The 26553-nt window shown below is 39.9% G+C and carries 34 protein-coding genes, 1 tRNA gene and 1 pseudogene; 7 read left to right on the plus strand and 29 right to left on the minus strand.

Annotated features, from left to right (window positions below):
- Window positions 1–52: 52 nt before the first annotated feature.
- The 4 genes from PSV17_RS04160 to PSV17_RS04175 all read right to left on the minus strand — a co-directional run bounded on the left by PSV17_RS04160 (window position 53) and on the right by PSV17_RS04175 (window position 2871).
- Window positions 53–733: an integrase arm-type DNA-binding domain-containing protein gene (locus PSV17_RS04160; protein ID WP_300479987.1), complete on the minus strand. Its 681-nt coding sequence runs from the start codon at window positions 731–733 to the stop codon at window positions 53–55.
- A gap of 10 nt (window positions 734–743) precedes the next feature.
- Window positions 744–1076 carry a hypothetical protein gene (locus PSV17_RS04165; RefSeq protein WP_300479988.1) on the minus strand — a complete coding sequence of 111 codons (333 nt, stop codon included), beginning with the start codon at window positions 1074–1076 and terminating at the stop codon, window positions 744–746.
- Window positions 1077–1174: 98 nt separating this feature from the next.
- Window positions 1175–2533 (minus strand): VapE domain-containing protein, encoded by a 1359-nt coding sequence (locus PSV17_RS04170; RefSeq protein ID WP_300479989.1) that lies wholly within the window; start codon window positions 2531–2533, stop codon window positions 1175–1177.
- Window positions 2534–2619: 86 nt separating this feature from the next.
- On the minus strand, window positions 2620–2871 hold the full coding sequence (locus tag PSV17_RS04175; protein WP_300479991.1) for a hypothetical protein: 252 nt from the start codon (window positions 2869–2871) through the stop codon (window positions 2620–2622).
- A 305-nt stretch (window positions 2872–3176) separates the two neighbouring features.
- On the opposite strand from PSV17_RS04175, the gene PSV17_RS04180 reads away from it, so the two are divergent.
- The gene (locus PSV17_RS04180; protein ID WP_300479992.1) at window positions 3177–4052 is read left to right on the plus strand and encodes a hypothetical protein; all 876 of its coding nucleotides are present in this window, start codon (window positions 3177–3179) and stop codon (window positions 4050–4052) included.
- A gap of 172 nt (window positions 4053–4224) precedes the next feature.
- Here PSV17_RS04180 and PSV17_RS04185 read toward each other — a convergent pair whose 3' ends face one another.
- From PSV17_RS04185 to PSV17_RS13915, 7 genes and pseudogenes are all read right to left on the minus strand, one after another.
- The gene (locus PSV17_RS04185) at window positions 4225–4641 is read right to left on the minus strand and encodes an antirestriction protein (RefSeq protein WP_300479994.1); all 417 of its coding nucleotides are present in this window, start codon (window positions 4639–4641) and stop codon (window positions 4225–4227) included.
- A 146-nt stretch (window positions 4642–4787) separates the two neighbouring features.
- Window positions 4788–4955, minus strand: coding sequence for a hypothetical protein (locus PSV17_RS04190; protein ID WP_300479995.1), 168 nt, complete (start codon window positions 4953–4955; stop codon window positions 4788–4790).
- Window positions 4956–5302: 347 nt separating this feature from the next.
- Window positions 5303–5827, minus strand: a complete 525-nt coding sequence (locus PSV17_RS04195; protein WP_300479997.1) for a hypothetical protein — start codon at window positions 5825–5827, stop codon at window positions 5303–5305.
- A gap of 75 nt (window positions 5828–5902) precedes the next feature.
- Complete coding sequence (locus PSV17_RS04200) at window positions 5903–6397, minus strand: hypothetical protein (protein ID WP_300479999.1); 495 nt, start codon at window positions 6395–6397, stop codon at window positions 5903–5905.
- Window positions 6398–6488: 91 nt separating this feature from the next.
- Window positions 6489–7013 carry a hypothetical protein gene (locus PSV17_RS04205; protein WP_300480001.1) on the minus strand — a complete coding sequence of 175 codons (525 nt, stop codon included), beginning with the start codon at window positions 7011–7013 and terminating at the stop codon, window positions 6489–6491.
- A 157-nt stretch (window positions 7014–7170) separates the two neighbouring features.
- Window positions 7171–7530, minus strand: coding sequence for a hypothetical protein (locus PSV17_RS04210; protein ID WP_300480002.1), 360 nt, complete (start codon window positions 7528–7530; stop codon window positions 7171–7173).
- A gap of 54 nt (window positions 7531–7584) precedes the next feature.
- A pseudogene (locus tag PSV17_RS13915) lies at window positions 7585–7644 on the minus strand (zinc-ribbon domain-containing protein); the annotation flags it as partial.
- 121 nt (window positions 7645–7765) lie between these two features.
- Between PSV17_RS13915 and PSV17_RS04215 the strand changes: the two are divergent.
- Together PSV17_RS04215 and PSV17_RS04220 are read left to right on the plus strand one after the other, a co-directional pair.
- Window positions 7766–8077 (plus strand): helix-turn-helix transcriptional regulator, encoded by a 312-nt coding sequence (locus PSV17_RS04215; protein WP_300480003.1) that lies wholly within the window; start codon window positions 7766–7768, stop codon window positions 8075–8077.
- 143 nt (window positions 8078–8220) lie between these two features.
- Window positions 8221–8418, plus strand: a complete 198-nt coding sequence (locus PSV17_RS04220) for a helix-turn-helix transcriptional regulator (RefSeq protein ID WP_366910334.1) — start codon at window positions 8221–8223, stop codon at window positions 8416–8418.
- 164 nt (window positions 8419–8582) lie between these two features.
- Here the strand turns inward: PSV17_RS04220 and PSV17_RS04225 are convergent, their stop codons facing one another.
- The 10 genes from PSV17_RS04225 to rpsU form a co-directional block, all read right to left on the minus strand.
- Window positions 8583–10490 carry a hypothetical protein gene (locus PSV17_RS04225; RefSeq protein WP_300480004.1) on the minus strand — a complete coding sequence of 636 codons (1908 nt, stop codon included), beginning with the start codon at window positions 10488–10490 and terminating at the stop codon, window positions 8583–8585.
- On the minus strand, window positions 10477–10974 hold the full coding sequence (locus tag PSV17_RS04230) for an ABC-three component system middle component 5 (protein ID WP_300480006.1): 498 nt from the start codon (window positions 10972–10974) through the stop codon (window positions 10477–10479). Before PSV17_RS04230 ends, PSV17_RS04225 begins: the two co-directional genes overlap by 14 nt.
- On the minus strand, window positions 10968–11522 hold the full coding sequence (locus tag PSV17_RS04235; RefSeq protein ID WP_300480008.1) for an ABC-three component system protein: 555 nt from the start codon (window positions 11520–11522) through the stop codon (window positions 10968–10970). Before PSV17_RS04235 ends, PSV17_RS04230 begins: the two co-directional genes overlap by 7 nt.
- Window positions 11523–11527: 5 nt before the next feature.
- Complete coding sequence (locus PSV17_RS04240; protein ID WP_300480022.1) at window positions 11528–11719, minus strand: hypothetical protein; 192 nt, start codon at window positions 11717–11719, stop codon at window positions 11528–11530.
- 140 nt (window positions 11720–11859) lie between these two features.
- Window positions 11860–11938, minus strand: a tRNA-Ile gene (locus tag PSV17_RS04245).
- Between the two features lie 48 nt (window positions 11939–11986).
- Complete coding sequence (gene rpoD / locus PSV17_RS04250; protein ID WP_300480023.1) at window positions 11987–13924, minus strand: RNA polymerase sigma factor RpoD; 1938 nt, start codon at window positions 13922–13924, stop codon at window positions 11987–11989.
- A gap of 161 nt (window positions 13925–14085) precedes the next feature.
- Complete coding sequence (gene dnaG / locus PSV17_RS04255) at window positions 14086–15822, minus strand: DNA primase (protein WP_300480024.1); 1737 nt, start codon at window positions 15820–15822, stop codon at window positions 14086–14088.
- A gap of 149 nt (window positions 15823–15971) precedes the next feature.
- Complete coding sequence (locus tag PSV17_RS04260; RefSeq protein WP_300480026.1) at window positions 15972–16415, minus strand: GatB/YqeY domain-containing protein; 444 nt, start codon at window positions 16413–16415, stop codon at window positions 15972–15974.
- Window positions 16416–16451: 36 nt separating this feature from the next.
- Window positions 16452–16772, minus strand: coding sequence for a DUF3144 domain-containing protein (locus PSV17_RS04265; protein ID WP_300480028.1), 321 nt, complete (start codon window positions 16770–16772; stop codon window positions 16452–16454).
- Window positions 16773–16781: 9 nt separating this feature from the next.
- Window positions 16782–16994, minus strand: coding sequence for a 30S ribosomal protein S21 (gene rpsU, locus PSV17_RS04270; protein ID WP_013149160.1), 213 nt, complete (start codon window positions 16992–16994; stop codon window positions 16782–16784).
- 212 nt (window positions 16995–17206) lie between these two features.
- On the opposite strand from rpsU, the gene tsaD reads away from it, so the two are divergent.
- On the plus strand, window positions 17207–18235 hold the full coding sequence (tsaD, locus tag PSV17_RS04275) for a tRNA (adenosine(37)-N6)-threonylcarbamoyltransferase complex transferase subunit TsaD (RefSeq protein ID WP_300480029.1): 1029 nt from the start codon (window positions 17207–17209) through the stop codon (window positions 18233–18235).
- Between the two features lie 7 nt (window positions 18236–18242).
- Here tsaD and plsY read toward each other — a convergent pair whose 3' ends face one another.
- Window positions 18243–18866: a glycerol-3-phosphate 1-O-acyltransferase PlsY gene (gene plsY, locus PSV17_RS04280; RefSeq protein WP_300480030.1), complete on the minus strand. Its 624-nt coding sequence runs from the start codon at window positions 18864–18866 to the stop codon at window positions 18243–18245.
- A gap of 168 nt (window positions 18867–19034) precedes the next feature.
- Here plsY and folB point away from each other — a divergent pair, with 168 nt between their 5' ends.
- The 3 genes from folB (at window position 19035) to PSV17_RS04295 (ending at window position 21743) form a co-directional block, all read left to right on the plus strand.
- Window positions 19035–19394: a dihydroneopterin aldolase gene (gene folB, locus PSV17_RS04285; RefSeq protein WP_300480031.1), complete on the plus strand. Its 360-nt coding sequence runs from the start codon at window positions 19035–19037 to the stop codon at window positions 19392–19394.
- Between the two features lie 17 nt (window positions 19395–19411).
- On the plus strand, window positions 19412–20527 hold the full coding sequence (locus tag PSV17_RS04290) for a hypothetical protein (protein WP_300480033.1): 1116 nt from the start codon (window positions 19412–19414) through the stop codon (window positions 20525–20527).
- Window positions 20528–21152: 625 nt separating this feature from the next.
- Complete coding sequence (locus PSV17_RS04295; protein WP_300480034.1) at window positions 21153–21743, plus strand: histidine phosphatase family protein; 591 nt, start codon at window positions 21153–21155, stop codon at window positions 21741–21743.
- Window positions 21744–21750: 7 nt separating this feature from the next.
- Here the strand turns inward: PSV17_RS04295 and xerD are convergent, their stop codons facing one another.
- The 7 genes from xerD to queC all read right to left on the minus strand — a co-directional run bounded on the left by xerD (window position 21751) and on the right by queC (window position 26528).
- Window positions 21751–22659 carry a site-specific tyrosine recombinase XerD gene (xerD, locus tag PSV17_RS04300; protein WP_300480035.1) on the minus strand — a complete coding sequence of 303 codons (909 nt, stop codon included), beginning with the start codon at window positions 22657–22659 and terminating at the stop codon, window positions 21751–21753.
- Complete coding sequence (locus PSV17_RS04305; RefSeq protein ID WP_366910339.1) at window positions 22652–23275, minus strand: methylated-DNA--[protein]-cysteine S-methyltransferase; 624 nt, start codon at window positions 23273–23275, stop codon at window positions 22652–22654. Before PSV17_RS04305 ends, xerD begins: the two co-directional genes overlap by 8 nt.
- A gap of 35 nt (window positions 23276–23310) precedes the next feature.
- Window positions 23311–23706 carry a 50S ribosomal protein L19 gene (gene rplS, locus PSV17_RS04310; RefSeq protein WP_300480036.1) on the minus strand — a complete coding sequence of 132 codons (396 nt, stop codon included), beginning with the start codon at window positions 23704–23706 and terminating at the stop codon, window positions 23311–23313.
- Between the two features lie 41 nt (window positions 23707–23747).
- Window positions 23748–24506 carry a tRNA (guanosine(37)-N1)-methyltransferase TrmD gene (trmD, locus tag PSV17_RS04315; RefSeq protein WP_300480038.1) on the minus strand — a complete coding sequence of 253 codons (759 nt, stop codon included), beginning with the start codon at window positions 24504–24506 and terminating at the stop codon, window positions 23748–23750.
- 21 nt (window positions 24507–24527) lie between these two features.
- Window positions 24528–25067, minus strand: a complete 540-nt coding sequence (rimM, locus tag PSV17_RS04320; RefSeq protein WP_300480396.1) for a ribosome maturation factor RimM — start codon at window positions 25065–25067, stop codon at window positions 24528–24530.
- Window positions 25068–25171: 104 nt separating this feature from the next.
- Entirely contained in the window at window positions 25172–25672 is a 501-nt protein-coding gene (gene rpsP / locus PSV17_RS04325) for a 30S ribosomal protein S16 (RefSeq protein WP_300480039.1), read from the minus strand.
- A 163-nt stretch (window positions 25673–25835) separates the two neighbouring features.
- Window positions 25836–26528 carry a 7-cyano-7-deazaguanine synthase QueC gene (gene queC / locus PSV17_RS04330; RefSeq protein WP_300480041.1) on the minus strand — a complete coding sequence of 231 codons (693 nt, stop codon included), beginning with the start codon at window positions 26526–26528 and terminating at the stop codon, window positions 25836–25838.
- Between the last annotated feature and the right edge of the window lie 25 nt (window positions 26529–26553).

A 26553-nucleotide genomic window follows, 5' to 3' on the forward strand; every position in this document is an offset into this window, starting at 1 on the left:
CACCCTTGAATTAATGCACTCAAACTGCATTTACACAGAATTATTTACAGGCTCATGAATCAGTTCTAAGTACTTCAAGTAAATTACCTAACTGTATGTCATTCATATAACGTTCTACCTTGTTATCTTCTGCAAACATATGAATACGACTAGCTGGGTTCTTATCCAACATCTCCCATTCCACTGCCAAGTTAAGCATGTGTCTAATTAACTTAATATGGTGGTTAGCCGTTGCTGCAGCCAAGCCTTCTGTCATCAATCCTGAATGAAAAGTTTGAATCTGCAAGCGTGTTACTTGATTTAAGCGTTTGTCACCAAATACAGCCTTGATACGAAGACGATAAAGTTCTTCGTCACGGTCCCAACTACGTTTATGTTGTTTCACATAAGGTAGATAGTGGTCTGTGAACAATTCATCAAGCGTAATCACTGCTTTTCTGGATTTTTCTTCAGCACGAGGGTCTGCCCCTAAAGCAATTTCTGCTTTGAGTGCTTTAACTTTAGTTCTAGCCATAGCCAAACTCATGTCAACAGTACGGCCAATTTTCTGGTGACAGGACTTACCATTTGCATCTTTATAACGAAGATAGTAAGTGCCGTTACCATTGCTTGATTCTCTAACTTCAACGTACAAACCATTACGCTCATCAGAGACAAGTTCAACCCTGCTAGGTCCAGCATAAGTATGCAAACTGTGATCAATGAGGTGCTGCGTTAATTTTATAATTGCCATACTTAACTCCTTAGTTTGTGAGTAATTGATAACGTTTAGTTGGGCTTCGCTTGTACTGGACAAATTCAAAGGGAAATTGACCGTGATAGATCATGTGAGCAAAGCATCTGCCTGCAATTCTTCTAGTAAATGCATTATCTAAAAGCGCCCAAAACTCATCACCACAAATTAAACGCAATCTGTATAACTTTTCATGCTGAAGATGAGTAATAGAATCGCCAACCTGTTTTTCAACTGCGTCATACAATGCCACTGGGGCCTTATAGCCTCCGAAAAGATCTATGTTTTTAACAGGGGTAATTTCTGAACGAGTTGCTATAATTTGCTGAGTTTGATGTTTCATGTTTGTCCTAATTTGATAAATTTAAAATACATTCCACTCCCCCCCCACCTAATACTCTGAACCGTGGGGGGGGTGGGGGGGTAAATGCAGACCAATATTTAATAAAGGTCTGAGTCTGAGATGCTGGTAATTTGAGGTGAGTTTTTGAAAGGTACGCGCCACTTCATATACCCCTGAATTTTCTTAGGGCTACCTAAGAACTCTCGAAGTACACCACCACATTCACGCATTTGTTGATTGGTAGGAAACTTGAACTGTAGGCGCTGCAGCAATTGACTTGGGCTCATGGCTTCAAGGCCATTTTCGTTGATGCGTGCTAAATCTAATACGTCCAAAACACGCTCGCGAATAACGCTAGTTACCCGATGATCTTTGTTATGCAGCTCAAGTAGTGCCTCTTCGTCCTTGGTTAGCCACCATTGTTGATTATTTGAAAAATCAATCGCTAATTGTGCAAACAACTGCTGCATATCAATGCCATGGTTATAGTTAATCTCAGTAACAGGTATAGTCCAGAATCTGGAGTTACCAGTAGAATCAATCAAAAATTCATGTTCATTGACAGTTGCGCAAAAAACGGTGCGTCTAGGATATTCAGAGTCGGCCTTACCGTAGGGTCTGCGTAATTTATCGTAGTCTGCGGTTAAAAACCCTTTTAGCCTGGCGATGTCCTTCTTAAAACTTGAATCTAGTTCACCTATTTCAACAATCCAGTGACTAACCGCAGTGATAATGGAATCTTTGTTGCTAGCATCAAGATGATGATCTAGCTTTATGAAAGCCTCGCGCAATAGATCATTTGGAATCAATGCGCTAATCCAACTCGTTTTGCCCATAGACTGTGATCCTTGTAATGTAAGGACACCACGTGCTTTAAATCCATTAGGTTTAAGCGCTGCTGCAACAGCACTTAACGCCCATCTATACATCAATGTTGTTTTAAGATGTTTTGGAAAGTCAGGGTGGTGAGTTAGCGTTGCATAAAATAGTTCAAGTCGGTCACGACCATCCCATGATTTACTAAGAATCCAGCTTTGCACTGGATTAATTTGATTCATGTCACCAATTACTTCAATGAAATTTGCTATTTGTGCCGTTGGAAGGCCATTTAAATTGGCCAAGCTATAAATATATGCTAAACCAGTACTAGCATTAGTTCCTTCTGCATACGGGATAATGATGGAATGATTTTTATTGATTACGTTGTAACTAACTTTAATTCCATAGCCATCCAATAAAAAAATAGTATTCTCTATTGTGCCTAACAATAACTGACTACCGTTTTTAGGCGGATGAGGGAATGCGTTAGCCACTAGAGCAGAGATGTGTTTAGATTTATTAAATACACTTAAATCGGGGTGCATCTCATCCATTACTTTTGGTAAGCTTTTTTCATCTAGGTGAAGTAGCGAATTGAGAGGGGGTGGTTTCAAGTTATTAGCTATATTGTTGCCCATTACTTATCCTTTTGATTTTTAAACTTAGTTCGATAGAGGCCTAAATTAAATTAGGCACTCTTCTTAGATATAAAATATCGAGAAATTTAATTGATACGTAATAAGTGGTTTTCTATCAGCATCAGAAAACAAGGACCAACAACTTGGCTTTCTTCAAGTGTTAAGCTATCCCAAAATTCTTCTGTGCAATATTCGTTAATTAAAGAAACTGCCTCATTATCGATAAAGTATTTACTAACTTCGGCGTGTAACCGCTTCAAAAAATGCATAGGAACTAAGTAATCACCGATAATGAAAAAATTATTTGTTGATTGATATAAATTAGATTGAATGTTCATTTGTTACTCCCGTTTAAGTTTTGATTAACGATTCCAACTAAATGATGGTTTCGCATTACAGGAGATGTTAGTAATAAGTTATTAAGCGACTTTCCACCAGCATCTCTTAATATATACACGTTACTAGTAACATTTTTCTGATTATTATTTGCAATAAATTTAATAATTAACATACAAAACAATAAGTTATAAACTAAATATTTTTATTAATTAATTTTCCACATAATGGTTACTGGTAACTTTTAATGTGAGCTGCTCATTGGCTATATCGAAAAAAGATTAAGTGCTATTAAGGAATTTTGAAATTGGGTACATCAATCACTGTAGAAAATGCTGTCGCACTAATGATTAATATGGACTTCATCCCCGACGGGGAAACTGTTCTTAGCATGACTGAAGCATATTTAGAAATAGCATCTGTGGATTATGAAAAGGCTTTAAGTACTGATGAATTTCAGCTTAAACTTCTTGAAAATCGAATGAAAGCTTGCACGATAAGGCGTGATCTAGCGATTTTGCTTAAAGAGTCACTTTTTGAAGACGCAACCTATACTGAAGATACACTGATTGAATGTGCAGAATATTCTACTGATGAAAACCCGCTTGTAACGCTGGAGAGTTTGATTGATTGGGCTTTTGATCGCTTTGGAATTGCCATTTCAAACGAAACAAATTCTGTACATGAAAAACCAAACGCAGTTATCAACACACAATTACCTAGCTGGGAGAATGTCACAATCAAAATTTATGCAGGCCATAAGCTTGGTTATGCAATTGGGAACGGCACTTATATACGCGTTTCTTTTATGGATATAGGTTTAATGGGTAAGCGTAAACTTGAACCAAATCATCTTGGTGTAACGTTAATAGTGTTGAGCCTCAGAAGAAAGTACCCACCAACCAAAACCCTTGAGGGCAAACATAAAACTATTATTTCAAAGCTTAAAAAGTCACTTATACAACTTACAAAATTATCTGGAGATCCTTTCTATAAACCAAATGAAACGGATGGATATAAACCCAAATTCACTATAATCGATGACAGAAGAAATAGCGATGAGCGAGCTAAAAAAGAAGCAATCCATGTGCACATGGATGCAAAACCCAAAGACTTCGGTGACGTGTATGATGATGCTAATGGCGACGAGGCTGATGACTGGCTACAGGAAAATGGTGGCTAGTTCATGCTAAGTTAAATAGTTTTTGCTCTCGGCTCTTCGATTTACCGCAATAGCGACAGTCGTTATGACACAACGCATTATGGATATTTTGCAGAATTCGTTTTAAATTCTGCAATGCTTCACGATGGTGACATTTATCATTTTACCGTTACGGTTAATTTAGCGGCAAAACCTAATCAATAGCACCCAAAATTGCACCAGCCTCATCATGCTCCAGCATAAACTCACGCAACCAGTGATAATGATTAGCGCATATTTCAGCAAATTTTTGATTGTTACTAAACGACAAATGACTGTAAGCATACAAACAAGCTGTAATACCTAATGCATCTGCTGATAATTGACCTTGATAACCATTCTCACAGCTGACTTGAAACGCATCATCAGAACATGGTGCCATGTAAAAGCCATCATTACTTAAAGCGTAAAACTCCCAATAAGCGCCATTGTATTTCTCGGATATATTACTAGTGATGGAATAAATAGTAGGTTCTATATTGAGTGGAAAACGAATGCCAAATAAATCTGAGGTATGTTGAATACGTAACTTGTCAGCGACTTGCTGACGAGTAATTTTTAACTGTGTCATAAATGAACTCCTAAAGTTTGTAGATAGTTGCCACCCCCACCCACCCCACTTACAACAGACGTGCAAAATCCTCCACATAGTGCCGGATCGTTTTTTAGTGTGGTGTGTTTTAGTTGGTAGGTGGTGGGAGGGGTAGGAAGATGAAGTTAATGGTTGAAGGCAAGTGATGTGCTTGGGTAGTTCTGCCAGCCATACACATCATCTGTATCAATGTGATGCATGACTTGATGATTGATTGCATCTGTTAGTGCCTCATCTGGTAAATCCCAAGCTAGAACGACTTCAATGGCTTCTAGGTAATGTTGGCGGAACATAGATATTTCTCCTTTTAATTTTGCATCTGTTAATAAAGTGAATTGCAATTGCTGCAAGTGAGATAAAACTGAGTGGAAATGCTAAAAACAGTAGGATGAATAAAAAAATCCCAAACTTTCGGGTGGTCTCGAAAAGTAGGCACAGAAAAGTAATCACGACTAAGGTGACAAACTCCATAGGTAACTCCGGATTGTTAAAAATTAAGGGTATATTTGAGGTTCAAGGTCGGTATAAGACCGGTATAACTATTTTGTTTCGTTGCGAAACTGAAAGGGCCTTGCCTGGCTTGGGATTACGGACGATTAATTTTTTGGAGCGGCGGACTTCAACTACAACGTAGAGAAATTTAAGACTGATTAGCTGCCAATTTTTCTAATTTCTTGGCTAACCTAGCTTGGCCTTTATGCTTAACTGGGCCAGCCTCAAATAACTCAACACGCTTGTGCTTCTTTCGGGGTTTGGGTTCAACTTGGATATTGGTATCAGATGCAATCAGTAGATTGATTTGTGTGATGAAGGGATCAGGGTCGGTGGCTGCGTAACAACGTTGATTGTCTTCGTGGATGCCTACTAGACCTTCTTTTAATAATGCAGCTAGCAAGAATGCTGGTGTGTTGACAGACTTACCATTGAATATGCCGTATAAAACAAATGAGGTAGTGGGCTTTCTGCCTTGTTCAATGGCTTGCTGTACTGTCTTGAACGATATCCACTCTGTGCTAAAGAAACCTCCACCACTGTTTTCATATACCCGAAAATAGATGTCATGTTCTGCATTGCAGCCAATGTGATAAGTAATTTTATGTTTACCTGAAACATTGGTAGTGGTACCAATTTTGACGATACGATTTGGTGCTACTGGATTGCTCATATTAGTGATCCTTAGTTTAAGATTGTTAGTTAAAACGTACTTCATATAAGATGGCTAAAAAGCCGCAGGACTAGATCAGGCATTATTTGTTAGTTCGATATGTTCGGTCACTCTCGCTGCTTTCCATAGATGTTTAGGTACGTAATAGACGGAGCCACCAGCATTGTTCCAACACATGAGAAACATTGCCCATAGAGGCTCACTAGTAGCCTCAGGTAAATAACAACAGCTATCCCATACCATAGGTAGGTCAGTGACATTTGGCCAAGCGCCATCATGAGTTTCTGCCCATTCAAAATCACAGCCTACAATTTGCTTGAGGTCATCTTCAGACTCGCAGACATACATATAACCTCCTAGATATTCTGAATAATCATAAGCAGCTTCGGGTTGTAGTAGTAGCCAGTGGAGATGGTCATTGTTGATAGTTAGAGGGCTGTCTACTGGTGAACAAGAGGTGTTACTACACAAACCTAGCATGACGATTGCTTGCTCTTGGAGTAGTCGGAAGGGAATTAAGTCTTGCTGGTATTGCTGATAGGTTTCTTTGAAGTGGTGACTGGTAATCATAAATCTCCTTGGTATAGACGTAAAAAAGCCCGTATACCAGGATGGCATACGGGCGAATACTTAGATGGATTTTAGACTTCTGACAATACTATCAAAACTTCCTGTTGCTATCCTTTTCTGATTTTAATGCAGTTGCTTCTTTCATTTTTTCGGAGGAAAGCATTAACAACATACCACTATCTATACGGCCAGCAATAGATTGGATAGTTAAAATATTCCCTAGAGTATCAGTCCATGAAATTTGACTAGACTTATACTCTACACCTAAACGATTTCTGATTGGAGCCTCCACAGTAAAAGTGGGCGGTCCAAATTTCTCAGTAAAGCCTTTGCTAAGTGTGTCAAATATTACGAGATTTGAGTCTTTAGTAAGATCGCTGTTTAAAGGGCAAGAAAATTCATCTAAAGTGTCATTCCTAAATTTAGCAGAACAAATTAGCTTATATCCACCTATTTCCATTAGGGCAGATGTGCCTTTGTTTGATAAAGCTATAGCCTTATATTCGGCTAATGTCGTCAGACTTGGAGTTAATCCAATCACCTCAATTTGCTCTGTGCTAGCAATAACAAGAGATGAATACAAATACAACATTGCTATAACCGGTTTTCTAATCATTAAATTTCCTTTTTTTATTAATATAGTAATTAACTTCCATACATCTTTAAAATAGAGTTAGGCACAGCCATTTAGATATGAATCACCTTAATCAGTATTAATTTATTATTACTTGTGATTGCTGCTATCAACTGTGCCATTTCATAAAAGGACTTTTCTATTTAGTGATGTTTTTGTAGATTCCCATTCCTGCACCGATTGTTGCACCCGCGACGGGTCCAATAACTGGAATTGGAATTGCAATGGCAGCCCCAACAACGGCAGCTGCGGCTGTGTCCTTGACTAGTTCAGAATTTAAAGCTTCTTTACCAATCCGAATTGCTTCGTTTGCTGTAGCTGCGCCAATTTCTTTCGCTTTGCTAGTAGCAATCTTAAAATCCTCAGCATCTATCTTTCCGTCACCATTTAAATCACCAATTTCCATTGCTACTGTATTAGCCATGCTGCCTACTACGCTCGATACACGACCAAGTGAACGCCCAACAGAGGTGTAAGCAGATTTTAGTTTTGATGACATTTCATTAGATGCCTCCTCCTGCACTATCTCATTGACACCTCCTCTTTGAATACCACAATGCTCACAAAAGTTTGCGTTAGCTTGAATCTCTTTATTGCAATTAGAACAATGCACATTTACCCCCCCTTTTTTAACTGATGTTTATGAAATGATTATATGTGAAAGACTACCGATACGTTAGTAAATTGAAGTTGTCTAACTGGGACTATTACCCATCGTAATTTATCGGGTAATTATGTCGATTTTCTCCAAACGTCTGAAGGAAGCACGACTTAGAAAAGGTATCTCGCAAGAGCAACTTGGTTTAGAGGCTGGACTGGACGCAATGTCTGCAAGCGCACGCATGAATCGCTATGAGCTTGCTAAAAGGGTTCCTGATTTTTCTTTAGTTGAAAGACTTGCCGCAGTACTTGAAGTACAAACTGCCTATTTATTTACCAAAGATGATGATTTGGCTAACTTTATCTTAGACTTTAATATACTTGATGATACTCAAAAGAATGAAGTAGCCGCCTTGTTAAAAACTTTCAGAAAAGATAATTCATAACTGCAGTTACCTTCCAAAACCATTCAGAAAAGGCTCACAAGTTATTTGGTAGGCTTTTAGGTGTTACACGTTTAACTACTTCTATTGGGATGAAACTTTAATTAAGAACACCTACATATTCTGGAAATCCTGCGCTTGTTAGTTTGGGTATAGCTATTCGTGCCGCAAGACTGTCTCAAGGTTTATCTCAAGAAGCTCTAGCTGATAAGGCTTGTATTGATAGGTCCTACATGGGTGGGATTGAAAGAGGCGAGCATAATGTCGCCATAATTAATTTGTTGAAAATTGCTGATGCGCTTGGTATTAAGGCTTATTTACTTCTAAGTGAAACTGAAAAATAACTTTTACATAGTGAACTTCGGACTACTAGTCAGCGATGGTGGTTAACAACTTGTTGTTGTACGTATAACTTCTCTTATAAAGAAGTGCCACCTGAATAGGCGTTATCACAGTCAAATTGTACTTAAAATAGTATTCGACTGATAATCCCAAATATCCTCTACAGTCACATGATATTCAAGGATCTGCTTTCCTCTGAAAAAGACCGTCCAACTACATAATCTTTGTTATCCAAAGATGGTGCTATTTGTGAAGTGGCAAAAATTAACTGAAAATCAGTTTCAAATGTATTACATTCTTCGACAATTATTTCTTGTAATAAATGTCCTCTAGGCAGTTCCATACCTCCATCCTCAATTCCATCTAGGATCATAAATCTAGGTAATCGCATCATAGGAATATTTGCTGCTGCACTTAGTAAAGAAATATGAAATAAATGTCTCAGCACTACTGTTGAGCTTTCAGAAAACTTAGTAGCGCCGTTAACCGTAATTTCATTATCAGAAAAGGAAAACGTAACTGAAGATGCTTCTTTAAATTCCTCCTGCCTATACATATCTTTTCTAAGAAGTTTACCCAACGTATCAACTATCTGTAATGAAATAACCTTTTGTCTTTCATGTTGAGAAAATTCTAGTTTTTCTATAATTGAATCAATTTCAATCATTCGAGCTTGCATTAATTCTTTTCTGGATTGCAACTCTTGTATAACTAAAGCTAGTTTTTGGCTCTCATATAAGGTTTTTATCTCTTGATCACATCCTCCGATTTGACGAGACAAACCTTCAATAGCCGCTTCCATGTCAGTCGACCATGTATTGGTAGCTTCAATGTAGAGAGATTCAAGTCTTTTTAAATTCTGTTTAAGTGCTGGTATGTTAGAAATTAGTTTTGTTGCTTCAGATTGAAGTTCTAATTGTATGACTTGCGACTCTTGGAGCTGGATTCTTAGCTCATTCTTCATTCGTAAAACTTGACCATCTGCTGCTGAACTCTCAGATGTGTTTTTGCACAGAGAACATTCAGTCTTGTCATCTTGTTTAGATTTAATTTCAGTTAAACAACATGGACAAAAAGTAAATTCTATATTGCCAAAAAACTGTCGAGTCAAATTTGACTCATCTATATTTTTCAACCTACTTTTAACTTCTTTAACAAACTTATTCGTATCAGCTAGTTGAAGTTCTGTAGTTGTCAAACGATCTTGCTCATTGAATAATAAAGATTTAGCTTTATCTAGATTTTTTCGTAGATTAATATCGGCAATATTGCTCGTGTTTGATTTCCTAACAACTCTCTCAGTTTTAATTACACTCAACTGATTGATTACCTCAGATCTGGCTTTTTCCATTGAAGTAATCTGGTTTTGAAAAAAATCAAGACTTATGTCCTGACCTGACCTAGCTAACACTGAAAAAATGCTTTTTAACTCACTAGTTAACGAAGTGATTTGTTTGTCTAATTCTCTTTTTTCTAGCTGAGCAGAATATAAATTGTCATCATAGATACCGCACAAATAATTTCCAACTGTATCTCTTGTTAAAGCACTGTCAAAATTATCTACTCTAAATATTGGGCTATGTAATGAGGGTTGGTCCGCATACAACACTCTTAAAAATTGATGCATTGTTAGATTAGAAGCTCCATCACCTTGCGCCTCTGATAAATCTAAAGCTAATAATAGCGCTTGGGTAAAACTAATTTTTGATGTTGACCTTTTGAAAGGAAATATTTCCCATTCTGAAAAATTGGCCTGCAATGCCCCTTTGATATCTCCCCAATATATGTACATTGGATTCATTATCTTTTGATTGACATCTCGTCTAATTGTAATTGCACGTCCATTCAATGAAATTTGTGCAATGGATGTATCACAAAGCAAGGCGTAAGGTTTCCAAGGAATATTTTCTGCCCCCATAGTATAGGCAAGAAAATCAAGTATTGTTGTTTTTCCCGAACTATTATGCCCTTTTACAATATTTACACCCTTGTGAAATTTAGCTCTAAATACTTCCTTAGCTTCCTTAAAAATAGCTAATTCATCCACAAATAAAGAAGGTTTAAACATTGTCATATCTATATTCCATAAGTCCTGTTCGATGCTTTAGTCCATCGGTACCGTTTAAATTGATTTTAGATAAATAATTTAATATAAAATCATTTATCTTATTATCTTCATCCTCAATTCCATCATGTTTGAAAGTCAATTCTTCAGGTAAGGGTTCTGTAGTTTTATGAATTATTCCAAGACTTGCCTTTTCACTATCAATTATCTTAGAAGCTATCAAAGTACTGATTGCAGCTAATTGCAGATCTTGCATGTCTCTAAATGTCTGATATGCATTGACCGGGCCGTGATATATATTCTGAAAATTATTAGCTAGTTTTTTGATTTCGGTTTTTTCTGTCAATCTTATTTTTGAAATTTCACTTGGGAATACTAAATAGAAGTCTAAAATTCTTAATTTAGATATTTCAATACTTTTAGTTACTTGAACAATTTTTAAAAGTCTAAAAATGCAGTGATAAGCATCGTAAGCAGGATGATAAATTAACATTTATCCCACCGCACATGGCAATTCCCGCCCAAGTAATAAAGCAGCCCTAATACATCAGCATCTGTAATCATTAAGTCGTTTTCACCTAGCATTACAATCGCAGGGTTGATGACTTTTTCAACAATTAAATTATCGATATAACTACGTGAAGCACCCTCCTCAATTGAAGGTGTAACCTGAAGTAGAAAGTCAGAATAAATCTTCGATAGTACTAATGTGAGAATATCTTGGGCTATTGGAGATGTTTGATATTTCATTATCAACATTGTTGCATCTTGTTTTAAACGTGCAGCAATTCTAAGCATATCTTGCCTATTAGAAGCATGGAGTTTAACTTCCAATCCCCTAACATCACCATCTGTACTTTCGTTACAGTAATGCTGTAGTTGTTCTGAAATTTTAGATTTATATGCTTGATCTCCCGAGCGTAAACGGGAATAAAGACTAACTATTGCGGTGCCATTAGACTGTACAAAGTAGTTATTGACCTCTTTGTCACCAGCTACCAAATCACCTTGAACCAAATTTCCATTTTGGCTTGTAAACATCGTAATTATTTTTTAATTTTTGTTGTTTTATTGCCAGCGACAATATCTCCGAAGGCAATATTATTCTTTTGTGAGACGAAACTAGTCTTTGATTTATTATTAGAACTACGTTTAACAATAAACTTTATAGATAGCCCTGTTACAACTAGTGCCGCTAATATTTCTAATATAGCGACAATAATATTTGACCAATTCATTAAGCACCCCTTATTTTTTTATTTTATTAGTACAAAATCAGAATACACGAACTTATAAAACTTTGAAAGAAAACTGACAGTTAAAAGGGATTAAGCCTATAGAAAAACGACCTAGAGATTTCTCCCTAAGTCGTTTATTTTGGTGGCCCCCCTGTGAGTCGAACACAGCACCAACGGATTATGAGTCCGCTGCTCTAACCAAGCATGAGCTAGGGGGCCAAAACTTTAAAGACGCTATTTTAAACTAAGAGTTGAAATTAAGACTAGTTAATCTTGCCCAGTTTCTAAGAAACTACGCAATCTTTCTGAACGAGTTGGATGGCGCAGTTTACGCAACGCCTTTGCTTCAATTTGGCGAATACGCTCACGGGTTACATCAAATTGTTTACCCACTTCTTCTAGCGTGTGATCCGTATTCATTTCAATACCAAAGCGCATACGCAATACTTTAGCTTCACGTGGTGTTAGTGACTCTAGCACTTCACTTGTTGCATCACGCAAGCTTGCGTAAATGGCTGCATCAACAGGCGCTAAGGTTTGACCATCTTCGATAAAGTCACCTAAATGTGAATCTTCATCGTCACCAATTGGCGTTTCCATTGAAATTGGTTCTTTACTGATTTTTAAGATTTTACGAATCTTATCTTCAGGCATTTCCATTTTCTCTGCAAGCAAGGCTGGATCTGGCTCTACACCTGTTTCTTGTAAAATCTGACGGCTGATACGATTCATTTTGTTAATCGTTTCAATCATGTGCACAGGAATACGAATAGTACGTGCTTGGTCGGCAATAGAACGGGTAATCGCCTGACGAATCCACCATGTTGCATAGGTTGAGAATTTGAAACCACGACGGTATTCAAACTTATCAACGGCTTTCATCAAACCAATATTGCCTTCTTGAATTAGATCCAAAAATTGTAAGCCGCGATTCGTGTATTTTTTAGCAATCGAAATCACCAAACGCAAGTTAGCTTCAATCATTTCACGCTTAGCACGACGTGCACGCGCTTCGCCAGTCGTCATTTGCTTATTGATTTCTTTAAGCTCTTTGATTGGAATGCCAACCTTTGCTTCTAAATCAATTAATCGTTGTTGTTGATCTAAAACCGAGTGGTTATAACGTATTAATTTCTCAACGTAAGGTTTATCCGCCTTAAGCTCTTCAGCCAACCAACCTAAATTACTCTCATTGCCTGGGAATGATTTAATGAAATGCAGTCTAGGCATGCCAGATTTTTCTACACAAAAATCCAGTACTTTGCGCTCATGGCTACGAATAGTTTCAACTAAATCGCGTACTTGATCGCACAAGCCTTCTACTTGTTTTGGTGAAAATCTGAATGCAGTTAATTCAACCAAGATTTCTGATAGTAAAGCTTGATATTCAGGATCTTGCGAGCCTTTTAAAGGCAAGATTACTGTCATTTTTTTATTAGCTGCACGAATTACAGCAAAACGATTAACTACCTCTTCTTTAAGTTTTGCTAGCGCCTCAGCGGAGATAGCTGCAGCTTTAGCACCATCCTCGTCTTCGCTTTCTTCAACATCCTCATCAACTTCTTCTTCGTCTTCAGCAGCTTCGATTACAACGTCCGCAACTGCACCAACATCAGAGTCAATCAAGCCATCGACCAAATCATCAACGCTTAACTCATCATTTTCAACTTTATCAACCAATGCTAATAAAGCCGCGATAGTCGTTGGGCAAGCGGCAATAGCTTGCACCATGTGCTTAAGGCCGTCTTCAATACGACGTGCGATTTCAATTTCGCTTTCACGGGTAAGTAAATCTACTGTACCCATTTCGCGCATGTACATACGCACAGGGTCAGTTGTACGACCAAAGTCCGAATCAACTGTGGCAAGCGCTTGTTCAGCCTCTTCAACCGCATCTTCATCAGTTACCGCAGGTGGTGCATCCGACATTAACAACACTTCAGCATCAGGCGCTTCTTCGTACACCTGAATACCCATGTCATTAATCATGCCGATGATGCCATCGATTTGCTCTGAGTTTTGCACGTCATCTGGAAGGTGATCGTTAATCTCAGCGTAGGTTAAGTAGCCACGTTCTTTACCTAATACAATGAGAGACTTTAAACGAGAACGGCGTTCTTCAGCGCTAGCTTCCTGAAGCTCAGGGCTAACAAACTCCATTTTATTTTTTTCTGCTAACTGATCGCTTTTCTTTGGTCTTGCCATGTACTCACCTCTAATTTATGCAATTACCATGTTTTTATTTAAAAATGAGCATGGTGAATGTAATTTCCGTAACCCTCGATTATAGCAGAAAATAACGCTATTTTGACCCCCAAGAGCTACTAATAATTCAACTTCGTGACACTTGAATCAGTCCTTAAAACCTATTTTTTAGCTTTACTTCCTAAATTTCTAAGTAAAATTCGCTCATCATCCGTCAATGCACTTAAAGGTTTTTCACTTACCTGTGCCAGTAATGCACTTTCGTTTTTCTGCAAATAAAGCTGCTTTAATTGCTGTCTTGCACCAGACATTGCTTGCGCCAAATCCAGCGTTTCATCCAGCACATTAAGTTCTTTCTTAATTTCCGCAATGATATTGGCGTCAACTTTACTTTCCAACTCACGCATAATCACCACTGGTTTAGAATGAGGATGCATCAGGCAAGTTTCAATAGTTTGCCTCAATAATAAATCATCGTCCGAGCTACCCGTTATCCACAGCAAGTCAGATTTATCCACCAGTGCAGGTTGCATAATCATGGTTAAACAAAAATGGTGATGCAATGAATTAGTCGTACGCGTAAGTTTTGGTCTAGCTTGCACTGGCGCTTTATTCAGATTGGGCAACTTAAGCAAGCTTTGCATTTCATCTATGGACAACTGTGCTAACTCCGCCACTTTTTTTCGCAAATACATCGCGCTTCGCGGTGCATTGATTTGCTGCATAATCGGTTCAGCCTCGTTCAAGAAACGCACTTTATCTTCTTGGCTTTGCAAAGGATTATCCTCACTTAAATGCTTGAGAATATATTGCGAAAGTGGCATTGCCGTTTTAATTTCCGCCTCAAATTTTTCTTTGCCAAACTCACGTACATAAGAATCAGGATCATGCTCTTTAGGCAAAAATAGGAAAGACAACTTCAAGCCATCCGTAAGTGCAGGCAATGCATTCATGGCTGCACGCCAAGCAGCCGTTAGCCCTGCTTTATCACCATCAAAACAAAATACCACCTCATCGGTTTGCCGCATCAGTTTGGTAATGTGAAATGGCGTAGTGGCCGTACCTAACGCTGCCACCGCGTATTCAATACCGTACTGCGCCAAGGCCACTACATCCATGTAACCTTCAACCACTAAGGCACGACCTGCATCGCGAATGGCTCTACGCGCTAGAAACAAACCGTAAAGTTCATGGCCTTTTTGAAATAGCGGCGTTTCTGGCGAATTGTAATATTTTGGGGTATCTTCTGGATTAATCACGCGCCCGCCGAAACCAATTACCTGACCTTTTTGGTCATGAATTGGGAACATAATCCGATCACGAAATCGGTCATAGCGACGACCTTGATCGTTCTCTACCACCAAGCCCGCAACACTCAAAGCTTCATTATCGTAGTTAGGGAATACGCTCTGTAAATTCTGCCAACCCGCAGGCGCGTAACCCACTTGAAATTTAGCCGCGACTTGACCACTCAAGCCCCGCGCTTTTAGATATTCAATGGCTCGAGGAGATTTTTTAAGTTCCGCTTTGTAGTACTGAGCGGCTTGCTGCAAAGATTCTTGTAAACCAACTACCACTTTATGCTCAGGCTTGTTAGTATCGCGCGTTTCTTGCGGCACAACCATGCCGACCATTCGGGCAAGGTCATTAATCGCTTCTACAAAACTCAAACCTTGGTATTCCATTAAAAAACCAACGGCAGTGCCATGTGCGCCGCAACCAAAGCAGTGATAAAACTGCTTAGTAGGACTAACGGTAAAACTAGGGGATTTTTCGTTATGAAACGGACAACAAGCAGAATAATTCGCCCCGGCTTTTTTCAAGGGCGTGCTTTTATCAATCACGTCAACAATATCAACGCGATTTAACAACTCTTGAATAAAGCTCTCTGGAATCAAAGTGTTCTGCTTTTATAAGATTTTAGTTAATTTTAGCTTAATTTCGAAGGGGCGTTTCTACAATTAGAGTCGCTTCAATTAATAGAAAACTGCAGAAACAAAAAAGGAGCTTTTCGCTCCTTTAATATTTTTACCAACCAATTTTTTACTTAAGCTAATCGAGTTTTAATCAAACCTGACATTTTCCCCATATCAGCTTTACCAGCAACAAGTGGCTTAATCGCAGCCATCACCTTGCCCATATCTTTTACACCAACGGCGCCTGTATCAGCGACCACTTGATCTAAAATACTTAGAATTTCTGCCTCAGTTAACTGTTGGGGCAAGTATTCTTGCAACACGCTCACTTCGTACTTTTCAACATCGGCCAAATCTGTTCTATTGGCAGACTCATATGCAGCAATTGAATCACGGCGTTGTTTGAGCATTTTTTCAATAGCTGTAATCACATCAGCATCGCTTAACTCAATACGCTCATCAACCTCACGCTGTTTGATAGCCGCTTGCAATAAACGAATAGCACCTAAACGCGCGCTATCTTTAGCGCGCATTGCGGTTTTCATATCTTCAGTGATTTGTAACTTAAGGCTCATCTTAACTTAGGTATTCTAGACTCAGGCGTTCTGGTCTTAGGTATTTTTGATGTAAGTATCAAACTTAGCTTGATAATCTGCCATGTGCTCAGTTAGTGCAATTTTGTATTGATTTACAAAATAGTCTAACGCGGCCGCTTTTTCAGCTTCAAAGTTTTCTTTAGTGCCACATTGATTGGCAATTAAGAATGTATTGAATCTAGCAGATGCAAACAAGAAACTGGCATTCACCACACTCACATCGTTGCTTGCAGCTTGTTCATTGGCAAAACCAATGAACTTATCTGTCAAGCTCCAAAATGCAGCATCATCCGCACTAGCCTCTTGCTTTGGCTCTGTAATATTTTCACCAGCCATTACGATGAACTAGTAAAGTTTAGCTGGAAGTGTTTGTTTTAGTAAACGGCGATACTGACGCTTAACGGCAGCAGCAGCTTTACGTTTACGTTCCCAAGTTGGTTTTTCGTAGAACTCGCGAGCGCGAAGATCATTCAACAAACCTGTTTTTTCAATTAGGCGTTTAAAACGGCGAAGGGCAACGTCAAACGGCTCATTTTCTTTTACGCGTACACTAGACATTCGATCTCTCTTATAACAACAAATTTAATATGGGATTACTCAAATTTCTAACAGGCACTGTCGCGCTTCTGATTTAGAAACTGAGAAAAGCCGACTATTTTAATCGCATAATTGTTTTTATTCAATTACTTTTATGCATTTATGCGCTAAATGCGTAATAATTCCACTTTTAAAATCTTTAAAGTAATTAATTAGATGCCAGAATTTCTCATATGATAGTGTTAGGTGTGGAATCATCCTGCGACGAAACAGGGCTTGCATTATACGATACCGAGCAAGGTTTGCTTGCGCACGCGTTGCACTCGCAAGTTGAAATGCATGCTGAATATGGCGGCGTAGTGCCAGAACTTGCCTCGCGCGACCATATTCGTCGCGTGCTACCGCTCACTGAAAACGTGCTAAAAACCGCCAATATAACTCTGCAAGATATTGATGCAATCGCCTACACACAAGGTCCGGGCTTGTCTGGCGCGCTATTGGTTGGTACTAGCTTTGCCGAATCGCTCGCGTTTAGCTTACAAATCCCTACGATTAATGTTCATCATCTTGAAGGACATTTGCTTGCACCTTTGCTTGAAGCTAATCCTCCCGCCTTTCCATTTGTGGCGCTTCTTGTTTCGGGTGGACACAGCCAACTCATGCGTGTGGATGGCATTGGTGAATATGAATTACTTGGCGACACCTTAGATGACGCCGCTGGTGAGGCTTTTGATAAAACGGCTAAATTATTAGGTTTAGGTTATCCAGGTGGTCCTGCGTTGTCTAAATTAGCGCAAAGCGGCAAAGCACGGTTTAAATTACCTCGCCCATTATTAAATAGCGGCGATTTAAATTTTAGTTTTAGTGGCTTAAAAACGGCGGTGTTAACATTGGTGAATCAACACCAGCCTTTAGATGCCACAACTACTGCGGATATTGCTTGGGAGTTTCAAGAAGCGGTCACAGAAATATTAACGCTGAAATGCATGACAGCTTTGCGTGAAACGGGTTTAGATAACTTAGTGGTTTCAGGTGGTGTAGGTGCCAACTCAAAACTGCGTGAAAAACTGAATGCCGCGACCAAACGTAAATTATGCAAAGTGAGCTATCCCCGTTTAGAGTTCTGTACCGACAACGGCGCGATGATTGCCTTTGCCGGTGCAATGCGCTTGAAAGCTATGCAAGGCAATGGCAATAAAAACTACGGCTTTAGTGTGCGCCCACGTTGGGATTTAGCAGAGTTACAGAAACCTACGATTTAGAAACCGCTTACTTTTTCTTACCAAAACCTGATTCGGTACCTGCTAACAATTTTTGAATATTGCCTCTATGCCGCCAAATGAGCATTACTGCCATAACAGCAACCGCAATCACATAATCTTTGTACGCTGACAATAAAAACCACGCATACACTGGCGCAAGTGCCGCTGCCGCAATTGCAGCGAGTGATGAAAAGCGCGAAACCGCGAATACCACAATCCACGTAACTATCGCCGCTAAACCGAGTAATGGCGAAATAGCTAACATTACACCCAGCGCAGTAGCCACGCCCTTGCCGCCTTTAAATTTATAAAAAATCGGATACAAATGCCCAAAAAATACAGCTAAGCCAACTGAGGCAACAACCCACATCAACATATTAGACTGTAACGCCAACCAAACGGGCAACCAACCCTTTAGTACATCACCCAATAATGTAAGCGCTGCCGCCCATTTTTTTCCACTACGCAATACATTTGTCGCGCCCGGATTACCAGAACCTACAGTGCGCGGATCAGGCAAGCCAAACAGCTTACTCACGATAATCCCAAATGCGACAGAACCCAATAGATACGCAGCAACAATCCAAACCACAGGAATCAACGTGACTGGTACAAATCCTAATTCATTCATTTAAACTCTCTTAGTCAGGAAGCTCACCGAAGCGAACATTCGAACAAATAATCAATCAAGCAACTTTTAATCACACAACTTTTAATCACAACTATATATTGTAGTTTAATATTCAAAATATTACTGGATTCTGGATACTACAAGAATCACAACAAGAGAATAAAACCAATGGACATCATATTTTTAGAGCAAGTGAAAGTACAAACCAAATTAGGCGTACCCGAATGGGAACGCATGATGCCGCAAACCATTATTCTAGACATTGAAATTGGCTACGATTTAACCAACGCCTGCAAAAGTGACGCTATTGCAGAGACTATAGACTACGGCGCAGTGGTGGGCCGAATACGTGAAACCCTAACTGAACATAGCTTTCAATTAGTGGAAGCTTTGGCAGAACATGTTTGCCAACTGATTTTGAATGAGTTTGGGGCGTTAAGTGTGAAAATTAAAGTGGCGAAGCCTGCGATATTGCCTGGGCTCAAGGCGTTGGGAGTGGTGATTCAGCGTAATAATAAGTCTAATTAAAATTGCTAGGGGAAAAAATGAGCCAAGAGATTAAGGATTTTTTTACTTTAAGTGAAAATATTCAACTTTTACGTGGATTTTTAAAGAAATTAAAAGCTACTGAGATTACAGATTCAAATTTAGCAGTTTTAGCTAAAAATGTAGAGACCATCACTCATTTCATGTTAAATGATGGTCAGTTCTTTGATCAGAATTGTCAAACAAATATCGAATGGATAGGTCAAGCATTTATCTCGGAGATACAACGGTTTAATGATCAAAAAAATACAGGGACTAAATTAGAAGATAAATTAGATGTGAGCATTAAAAGTATTTTCACATCAGCATATAGATTCCTTTGTGAAGCTGAATTTTCCTCACCTAATGACCTCAACCATGAACTAAGACAAATTAAAACTCGTGTTGACGAAGTGATTGACTTATTTACTGGCAACGATAAACAGCAAATTATATATGCTAACTACATCATGCCTGCTGACATTGCTAAACGGCTAATAAATCATCCCAATTTTAATGAAATTAAGTCATATAACGAAAAATACGACAATGCTGAAAAGTTAAAATCCGACTGGAGTATTGAGTTAGACAATAAAGAAAAAGCAGTAAATGCACTTAAAAACAAATTAGATGAATACAAAACAGGTTTTAATTTTGTTGGCTTATTTAAAGGATTTAATGACCTATCAAGCTCTAAAAGGAAGGAACTAAACTGGGCTTTAGGATTTTTAATTGTGCTAGCATCATTAGCAATTGCACCTGTAGGAGTGGAGCTTTACTTGTTAATGTTTAAAACTGAAACAATAAAAAATCATTATTTAGATTTATTAAAATATGCAATACTTCCTACGCTTACACTACAAATAGTTCTGGTTTACTTTTTTAGAGTTGCACTTTTCAATTACAAATCCGTAAAAGCACAACTTCTCCAACTTGAGTTAAGAAAAACACTCTGTCAATTCATTCAAAGCTATTCAACTTATGCAAAAGAAATGAAAACTACTGATAACTCTTCTCTTGAAAAATTTGAAAATTTGATTTTTAGCGGAATAATTGCAAACGAAGAAAACCTACCTTCAACATTTGATGGGCTTGAACAGCTAGGTAAAATTATTCAGTCATTAAAATCATCCTAAAAATCCCCTTTCAACACGCCGAGCAACGCAGACATAAAGGAAGCTTTCAGCAAGCGGCTGTTTGAGCCGTAGGCGAGTTTCCGATTGCTGCCTTTATGTTGAGTAGCGCAGGGTAGCCGTCAGGCCGTGGTGTTGGGGTGCCGTTTTGGCTTCGGCCGCCACTAAAGTGGCTTAACCTAAAGGTTAGCCTACACCGCAACTTCGTTGTCTTTGGTTACTTTTGGCGCCAAGGTCGCTGTGTAACAGCGGGCACTTGGCGGACATGCCAAGTACTGGTACTTTTTAGGCAGTTAAAAGAAAGTGACTAGCTGTCGGGCTACCCCCGACATGGTTCAATCATCTACATATACTGCCAAAGCCGCTAGATTCCGATTTTTCACATTTTACTTGCCACTTAAGCGGCTTAGTAAACTGGGGAAGACCTTTACGGTCTCATCGGAATGACGATTGAAGATGGACTTTACCCTCACCCTAGCCCTCTCCCTTAAGGGAGAGGGAATAGTAAAAAGATTCCCGCGTACGCGAGAATGACGGAATATACGGCATAAAATCTGCCCTCCGAACCAATATCTACGCGCCTCCCAGCCCGATGCTTTTACTAATAAAAGCCTGTATGATAATTTACATGCAAAACATTCTATTCAAAAGATATTACTTAGCGCTTTTCTTCGTAATCGCAGCGGTTCTATTAACAAGTTGCGATGATAAAAAACATCAGCCTGACAAAAATTCGCCAAGTAACAATCTAAAAATAGTCATTATTCGCCACGCTGAAAAACCAAAAGACGGCGACAATTTATCCTGCCAAGGTCAAAATCGCGCATTGCAATTGCCTACTGTGCTGTATGCAAAATTAAATACTCCAGATTATATTTATGTGCCTGCGCTAAAAAGTGACGATGAGACTAAACATAGTCGGATGTTTCAAACCATTAGCCCATTTGCGATTAAATATAATCTGCCTATTAACAGTAAATATAGCGCAGACGAGAATGAAAAAATCGCCAAGAATGTATTTAACAAAGACGGTCTAGTGCTGATGGTATGGGAACATAGCGCTATTCAGGCATTGGCTGGTGCGCTTGGTGTGAAAGACGCGCCGCTATGGGCTGACAAAGACTTTGATAGAATTTGGATAATCACTTACCAAGATGGCAAAGCCATGCTAACGATGGATAAAGAAGGCATTAATCCTGCTATGGAATGCAGTTACTAAGGCAAGCTTACCCACGCGGGTGATGCATACTATGCAACTGCTTCAAGCGCTCGCGCGCCACATGCGTATAGATCTGCGTGGTGGAAATATCCGAATGCCCAAGTAGCATTTGCACCACACGTAAATCCGCACCGTGATTCAGCAAATGTGTAGCAAACGCATGACGCAATACATGCGGCGACATATGTTTGGTAATGCCTGCTAGCAAAGCATGGCGCTTAATCAAATACCAAAAAGCCTGACGCGTCATCGCCTCGCCCCGATTTGTGACAAATAGCGCATCACATAATCGCTTTTGCAAAATTGCCGCGCGTGCGCCGCTTAAGTAACGCGAAATCCAGTCAACAGCCTCTTCGCCCATCGGTACTAATCGCGTTTTACTGCCTTTACCCGTAATTCGCACAACGCCGTCGCCCAAGCTGACTTCTGTGACTTTAACACCTACTAATTCAGATACACGCAGTCCGCAGGCGTAGAGTAACTCTAACATCGCCCTATCGCGCAATCCTGCTGGCTCGTCAATATTCGGGGCATTGAGCAAGGCAATGACTTCTTCTTCATTCAAACTTTTAGGTAAGCTGCGCGGCAGTTTAGGTGATTGAATTTGGATTGTGGGATCTAGGTTAATTTTGTTATCACGCATTAAATAGCGATAAAATCTGCGCATGCTGGCAATTAATCGACTAATGCTCCGCGGCTTGCTCAGTGGAAACTTAACCGCTAGATATTGCTGAATATCGGCTTGATCTACGGTGAGTAATTGCTTGTTTTGTGGTGTGAGCCAAAGCGCAAATGAGGTTAAATCTAAGCGATAGCTTTCTAACGTATTTTTTGATAAGCCATCTTCTAGCCATAAATGGTCAATGAAAGTATCCAGCTCTGCTACGTCTTGTGGCGAGAGCGTGTGCTCACTCATGCGCATAGCCTTTCACACCTTCATGCGCTAACAGCCAGCGTTTAAAAGATAATCCATATTCTTTACCCTGCATAAATCCCCCTATGCCATTTTGCGCAACTACGCGATGGCATGGAATGATCAGTGGAATGTTATTTGCACCACAAGCATTTGCCACGGCACGTGGCCCTGAACCGATTTGACTGGCAACCTGCCCATAGGTAGCTACTTGGCCTAATGGAATGGCGGCAATAGCCTGCCAAACACGTTGCTGAAAGGCTGTGCCTTGCTGCTCTTGAAGCGATGAGTTAAATTGAGTGTTGGATTGTTTTAGGTATTGCTGTATCTGCTCGTAAGCTTGCTTGACTAGCGAGTTTTTTATCGCCGTTGGATGATAAAGCTGCAGACTTTCTTGCGGGGGTGATTCAGGCAATAAATCAATCGCAAGTTGATTGCCTTGCATGGCAATGGCAACCATACCAAAAGGCGCATTAACAAGAGCTTCATATTGAGGAATCATCAGTGTTATGTTAAACCAATCTGTTGCAGATGCAAACGAAGAGTCATGGGTGAAAATTCGTGCATATAACTTTTTGTAAAATAATAGACGTAAAAAAACCCAAAGGCCTTTCGACATTTGGGTTTTTGCTTTTCAACAAGAAGGGCTTAAATTTAAGCGCTTTCTGCTGGAGCCATGACTTCTTTTTCACGTGTGAACAATTTTTCTTTAATACGTGCTGATTTACCTGAACGCTCACGTAGGTAGTAAAGTTTCGCACGGCGAACATCACCACGACGTTTAACTTCAATGCTAGCGATTAGCGGTGAGTAAGTTTGGAATGTACGCTCAACACCTTCACCAGATGAAATTTTACGTACGATGAATGATGAGTTCAAACCACGGTTACGTTTAGCAATCACAACGCCTTCGTATGACTGTACACGTTTACGTGTACCTTCAACTACGTTCACGCCAACTACTACTGTGTCGCCTGGTGCGAAAGATGGAATCGTTTTGCCTAAACGGGCAATTTCTTCCTCTTCCAACATTTTAATAATATCTGCCATTTTCTATATCCACTGGGTTTCCCCTGTGTGGTTCCTTTTAATTATGAAGAAACTTGTTCCTGCTCTAACTCACTGAGCAGCCGTGCTTCTTCTTTCGTCAACGGCCTTGCGGCCAATAAATCGGGACGTTGATCCCGAGTTCTTTTCAGCGACATTTTCAAACGCCACTGCTTAATCTTTGCATGATTGCCCGATGTTAAAACCTCTGGCACTTTCACACCTTTATATTCTTCTGGCCTTGTGTAGTGCGGGCAATCTAACAAGCCATCTACGAATGAGTCTTCAATCGCAGAATCACTATCACCTAAAGCACCCGGCAATTGCCTGACTATGGCATCCATCAACGTCATGGCAGGTAACTCACCACCACTTAACACATAGTCACCTATCGAGATTTCTTCATCGACTAAGGCATCTATCAGTCGCTGGTCTACACCTTCATAACGACTTGCCAACAACACTAAACCTTGTTTCTGACTCAATTGCATGACTTTTTCATGCGTCAGCGGTTTACCCGCTGGTGAAAGATGGATCACCCAACTTTCTATATTCTTTTCAGCTTGGCTTACTTTCGCTGAATTAATGGCTTGCTCTAATGGTTCTACCAGCATCACCATACCAGGCCCGCCACCATATGGCCTGTCATCTACCGTTTTATGATTATCTGTAGTGAAATCGCGTGGATTCCAAAACCGCACATCATAAATCTTTTGCTGTAACGCTCTACTAGTAATGCCATATTTGGTAATGGCATCAAACATTTCAGGAAACAGCGTAACCACATCAAATTTAAAAGCCATATGCAAATCTACAAGCCATGACTAGAAATCTGCATCCCAATCCACCAACATTGTTTTTGCTACTGTATCTACTTCAAGCACTACTGCGTCAATAAATGGCAATAATCTTTCTTGCGGTTTTTCTTTGGCTACGGCTTTATCAGCTGAATCTTCTTGCTTAACGGCATCTGCACGCACTGCAATCACATCATTAGCGCCAGTTTCAAAAACATCAACAATCAAGCCAAAATCAACATCTTGTTTGTTCTTAACGCGTAAACCAATCAAATCTGACCAGTAATACTCATTTTCTTCAGCTTCTGGCAATTGCTCTCTTGGCACGGCAATTTGCTTACCTTTGCAAGCAAGCGCCGCATCACGGTCATCTATGCCTTTAAGCTTAACAACTAGTACGTCATTGTGCGTTTTGGCAGTTTCAACCACCATTTCACGCCAATCATCGCCTTTACCAAGCCACCAAGTGTCGTAGTCAAATAAGCCATCAAACGCTTCTGTATCTGGCACAATTTTCAGCCAGCCAAAAACGCCGTAGGGCGCAACGATGCGCCCCATGACTACCATACTATTGCTTGTTTGCTTTGTATTTGCCAAAACCTTAGTACTTGCCAAAATTAGCTACAGACTTAGTCAATCGCTCGGTGACAAAAATCACCAGAGCGATGTTATTAAGCGTCTGCAGCTGGTGTTTCAGCAACTTCTGCAGCGGCTTCAACTGGAGCAGCGGCAGCTTCGGCCTCAGCAGCTTTTGCTGCGGCTGCAGCTTCAGCGGCCTGAGCAGCTTGTTCAGCAGCTTTAGCATCGGCTTCAGCTTTAGCAGCATCTGCAGCAGCTTTTTGTTTTGCAGCTTCAGCAGCAGCAATTTTTGCTTTTACAGCGTCGGCTTTAGCAGCATCTTTTGCTTTAGCAGCAATAGCGTACTCTGGGCCTTTAGCGTGAAATTTAACCAAACGTGCCACTGTATCAGACAGTTGTGCACCTTGACCTTGCCAGAATGTAACACGCTCTTGATCTACACGAAGCGCTTCTGCACCAGCTTTTGCTGACGGGTTGTAAAAACCAACACGCTCAATGAAGCGGCCGTCACGACGATTGCGTGAATCAGCAACTACCACGTTGTAGAAAGGAGTTTTTTTCGCGCCACCACGAGCTAAACGAATAATAACCATAATCTTTGTTCTCTTTTAGAAAATTTTAAAGCAGAAAGGCGCGGATTTTACGTTATTAATGATGGGTTTGGCAAGTAGTTTGTGCATTAATCCCATAATTAATCTTTGTGCAAAATCTGTCGTTTTAAAACTGCGCTGCTTATACACAGTTTTAGCGCCATGTTTAGTTGTGTTTTTTATATCGCGTTGGATCTGCCAAGCCTGCGGCGGCAAAACCTTCTCGCCTTAAACGGCATGAATCACACAATCCACATGCCTCGCCATGGCTGTCAGCTTGATAGCAAGAGACTGTCATCGCGTAGTCCACACCGAGCTCTGTACCCAGCGTAACAATTTGTGCTTTGGTCATATCAATCAGTGGCGCGTGTATTGTAATTGTATGCCCTTCTACCGCGCTTTTGGTCGCTAGGTTCGCCATCGCTTGAAAAGCTTTAACGTACTCACCCCGACAATCAGGATACCCTGAGTAGTCAAGCGCATTCACGCCGATAAAAATATCCTGACTTTTTAACACCTCGGCCCATGCCAAAGCTAAAGACAACATAATGGTGTTTCTTGCGGGCACGTATGTGATTGGTATTCCAGCTGTTTCACTTTCTGGCACGGCAATCGCATCATCTGTTAATGCAGATCCGCCAAATAAAGATAAATCTAAATTAGCGGTTTTATGTGCTGATGCACCCATAATATTCGCTACGTTTTTCGCCGCATGTAATTCGGCAATATGGCGCTGATGATAATCTAAGCTCAAGCAATAACAGTCAAAACCTTGAGATTTGGCTATCGCTAGGCAAGTGGCAGAGTCTAGTCCACCAGAGAGTAGAACAACCGCATTCTTTTTTGTTTTATTTTCCATATTGAAATCCATGCCGAAACTCTAA

The sequence above is a fragment of the Methylotenera sp. genome, assembly GCF_029946165.1.
In the GTDB taxonomy this organism is placed as follows: domain Bacteria; phylum Pseudomonadota; class Gammaproteobacteria; order Burkholderiales; family Methylophilaceae; genus Methylotenera.

Excerpts from the sequence above, each read along its gene's own strand:
- PSV17_RS04190 (WP_300479995.1), bottom strand. The coding sequence starts at position 4,955 with ATGTTCCGCCAACATTACCTAGAAGCCATTGAAGTCGTTCTAGCTTGG.
- PSV17_RS04265 (WP_300480028.1), bottom strand. The coding sequence starts at position 16,772 with ATGGCTGGTGAAAATATTACAGAGCCAAAGCAAGAGGCTAGTGCGGAT.
- PSV17_RS04235 (WP_300480008.1), bottom strand. The coding sequence starts at position 11,522 with ATGTTTACAAGCCAAAATGGAAATTTGGTTCAAGGTGATTTGGTAGCT.
- PSV17_RS04195 (WP_300479997.1), bottom strand. The coding sequence starts at position 5,827 with ATGAGCAATCCAGTAGCACCAAATCGTATCGTCAAAATTGGTACCACT.
- PSV17_RS04290 (WP_300480033.1), top strand. The coding sequence starts at position 19,412 with ATGAGCCAAGAGATTAAGGATTTTTTTACTTTAAGTGAAAATATTCAA.
- PSV17_RS04175 (WP_300479991.1), bottom strand. The coding sequence starts at position 2,871 with ATGAACATTCAATCTAATTTATATCAATCAACAAATAATTTTTTCATT.
- rpsU (WP_013149160.1), bottom strand. The coding sequence starts at position 16,994 with ATGTCTAGTGTACGCGTAAAAGAAAATGAGCCGTTTGACGTTGCCCTT.
- PSV17_RS04170 (WP_300479989.1), bottom strand. The coding sequence starts at position 2,533 with ATGGGCAACAATATAGCTAATAACTTGAAACCACCCCCTCTCAATTCG.
- PSV17_RS04215 (WP_300480003.1), top strand. The coding sequence starts at position 7,766 with ATGTCGATTTTCTCCAAACGTCTGAAGGAAGCACGACTTAGAAAAGGT.
- plsY (WP_300480030.1), bottom strand. The coding sequence starts at position 18,866 with ATGAATGAATTAGGATTTGTACCAGTCACGTTGATTCCTGTGGTTTGG.
- PSV17_RS04200 (WP_300479999.1), bottom strand. The coding sequence starts at position 6,397 with ATGATTACCAGTCACCACTTCAAAGAAACCTATCAGCAATACCAGCAA.
- xerD (WP_300480035.1), bottom strand. The coding sequence starts at position 22,659 with ATGAGTGAGCACACGCTCTCGCCACAAGACGTAGCAGAGCTGGATACT.
- rpoD (WP_300480023.1), bottom strand. The coding sequence starts at position 13,924 with ATGGCAAGACCAAAGAAAAGCGATCAGTTAGCAGAAAAAAATAAAATG.
- rplS (WP_300480036.1), bottom strand. The coding sequence starts at position 23,706 with ATGGCAGATATTATTAAAATGTTGGAAGAGGAAGAAATTGCCCGTTTA.
- PSV17_RS04225 (WP_300480004.1), bottom strand. The coding sequence starts at position 10,490 with ATGACAATGTTTAAACCTTCTTTATTTGTGGATGAATTAGCTATTTTT.
- PSV17_RS04240 (WP_300480022.1), bottom strand. The coding sequence starts at position 11,719 with ATGAATTGGTCAAATATTATTGTCGCTATATTAGAAATATTAGCGGCA.
- queC (WP_300480041.1), bottom strand. The coding sequence starts at position 26,528 with ATGGAAAATAAAACAAAAAAGAATGCGGTTGTTCTACTCTCTGGTGGA.
- PSV17_RS04165 (WP_300479988.1), bottom strand. The coding sequence starts at position 1,076 with ATGAAACATCAAACTCAGCAAATTATAGCAACTCGTTCAGAAATTACC.
- PSV17_RS04160 (WP_300479987.1), bottom strand. The coding sequence starts at position 733 with ATGGCAATTATAAAATTAACGCAGCACCTCATTGATCACAGTTTGCAT.
- tsaD (WP_300480029.1), top strand. The coding sequence starts at position 17,207 with ATGATAGTGTTAGGTGTGGAATCATCCTGCGACGAAACAGGGCTTGCA.
- rpsP (WP_300480039.1), bottom strand. The coding sequence starts at position 25,672 with ATGGTTATTATTCGTTTAGCTCGTGGTGGCGCGAAAAAAACTCCTTTC.
- PSV17_RS04185 (WP_300479994.1), bottom strand. The coding sequence starts at position 4,641 with ATGACACAGTTAAAAATTACTCGTCAGCAAGTCGCTGACAAGTTACGT.
- PSV17_RS04305 (WP_366910339.1), bottom strand. The coding sequence starts at position 23,275 with ATGTCGAAAGGCCTTTGGGTTTTTTTACGTCTATTATTTTACAAAAAG.
- PSV17_RS04205 (WP_300480001.1), bottom strand. The coding sequence starts at position 7,013 with ATGATTAGAAAACCGGTTATAGCAATGTTGTATTTGTATTCATCTCTT.
- folB (WP_300480031.1), top strand. The coding sequence starts at position 19,035 with ATGGACATCATATTTTTAGAGCAAGTGAAAGTACAAACCAAATTAGGC.
- PSV17_RS04230 (WP_300480006.1), bottom strand. The coding sequence starts at position 10,974 with ATGTTAATTTATCATCCTGCTTACGATGCTTATCACTGCATTTTTAGA.
- PSV17_RS04260 (WP_300480026.1), bottom strand. The coding sequence starts at position 16,415 with ATGAGCCTTAAGTTACAAATCACTGAAGATATGAAAACCGCAATGCGC.
- PSV17_RS04210 (WP_300480002.1), bottom strand. The coding sequence starts at position 7,530 with ATGTCATCAAAACTAAAATCTGCTTACACCTCTGTTGGGCGTTCACTT.
- trmD (WP_300480038.1), bottom strand. The coding sequence starts at position 24,506 with ATGGCTTTTAAATTTGATGTGGTTACGCTGTTTCCTGAAATGTTTGAT.
- rimM (WP_300480396.1), bottom strand. The coding sequence starts at position 25,067 with ATGGTAGTCATGGGGCGCATCGTTGCGCCCTACGGCGTTTTTGGCTGG.
- PSV17_RS04295 (WP_300480034.1), top strand. The coding sequence starts at position 21,153 with ATGCAAAACATTCTATTCAAAAGATATTACTTAGCGCTTTTCTTCGTA.